Genomic DNA, 1,885 nt, shown 5'->3' on the forward strand with positions numbered 1-1,885 from the left:
CATTGGTTTAGCATCAGCAGATTCGGTCGGGTCGTGTTAATGCCGGTACGGGAATATCAACCCGTTGTCCATCGACTACGCCTGTCGGCCTCGCCTTAGGTCCCGACTTACCCAGGGCAGATTAGCTTGACCCTGGAACCCTTGATCATTCGGCGGACGGGTTTCTCACCCGTCATTCGCTACTCATGCCTGCATTCTCACTCGTGCAGCATCCACAACTCCATCACTAGGCTGCTTCACACGCTGCACGACGCTCCCCTACCCACCCACACACCTGGACCAAAATCAAGTCTTGGCCGGGTACTTATGTGAGTGCCACAGCTTCGGCGGATTGCTTGAGCCCCGCTACATTGTCGGCGCGGAATCACTTGACCAGTGAGCTATTACGCACTCTTTCAAGGGTGGCTGCTTCTAAGCCAACCTCCTGGTTGTCTGGGCAACTCCACATCCTTTTCCACTTAGCAATCGCTTAGGGGCCTTAGCTGGTGATCTGGGCTGTTTCCCTCTCGACTACGGAGCTTATCCCCCGCAGTCTCACTGCCGCGCTCTCACTTACCGGCATTCGGAGTTTGGCTGATTTCGGTAAGCCGGTAAGCCCCCTAGACCATCCAGTGCTCTACCTCCGGTAAGAAACACGCGACGCTGCACCTATATGCATTTCGGGGAGAACCAGCTATCACGGAGTTTGATTGGCCTTTCACCCCTATCCACAGGTCATCCCCCAGGTTTTCAACCCTGGTGGGTTCGGTCCTCCACGCGGTCTTACCCGCGCTTCAACCTGCCCATGGATAGATCACTCCGCTTCGGGTCTAGAGCATGCGACTAAAGCGCCCTATTCAGACTCGCTTTCGCTACGGCTACCCCACACGGGTTAACCTCGCCACACACCACTAACTCGCAGGCTCATTCTTCAAAAGGCACGCCGTCACACCCCGAAGAGTGCTCCGACGGATTGTAGGCAACCGGTTTCAGGTACTATTTCACTCCCCTCCCGGGGTACTTTTCATCTTTCCCTCACGGTACTAGTCCGCTATCGGTCACCAAGAAGTATTTAGGCTTAGCGGGTGGTCCCGCCAGATTCACACGGGATTTCAAGAGTCCCGTGCTACTTGGGAAAACACTCAAGAGTCACTGTCTTACGCCTACAGGGCTATAACCCACTACGGCTCAACATTCCAGAAGATTCGACTTCAACAGTGATTTATAACTCTTCGATCCCACGGCATTAGAATCAGAATGCTCCCACAACCCCACATACGCAACGCACGCCGGCTATCACACGCACATGGTTTAGCCTCATCCGCTTTCGCTCGCCACTACTCACGGAATCACTATTGTTTTCTCTTCCTACGGGTACTGAGATGTTTCACTTCCCCGCGTTCCCTCCAGACACCCTATGTGTTCAGGCACTGGTAACTGGCTTTAGAATGCCAGCTGGGTTTCCCCATTCGGACACCCCCGGATCACAGCTCGGTTGCCAACTCCCCGGGGCTTATCGCAGGCTCCAACGTCCTTCATCGGCTCTTGGTACCAAGACATCCACCGATTGCCCTTAGTAGCTTGTCACAAAACAAACAAACATAAAAAAGACAAAATAAATTACGCTACAAAGATGCTCGCGTCCACTATACAGTTCTCAAAATACGGGCAGGAAAACCAACTCGATATTCACCACACACTACTGAACCCACCCTCAAGGGAAACAACACACCCATCAGATGAACCCACCAGCAGTTTAGTGAGAGCCGGCCCCAGCCACCAGACACACACCGATCCGCAAAGATCCATGCATCCGTGACCCAGAAGAAAAAGCCCCAAACCCCCAGAAACCAGAGTTCCTGTTGGCTTGGGCCCGATTCCTCAGGACCCAACAGCGCGCCTCGGT

The 1,885-nt window shown here is 53.8% G+C and carries 1 rRNA gene (only partly in view); it reads right to left on the reverse strand.

The window, feature by feature from the left end:
* Positions 1–1,566 (reverse strand): 23S ribosomal RNA (locus EV650_RS40170); it reaches 1,656 nt to the left of the window's first position.
* Between the last annotated feature and the right edge of the window lie 319 nt (positions 1,567–1,885).

This window comes from Kribbella kalugense, from assembly GCF_004365875.1.
In the GTDB taxonomy this organism is placed as follows: Bacteria; Actinomycetota; Actinomycetes; order Propionibacteriales; family Kribbellaceae; genus Kribbella; species Kribbella kalugense.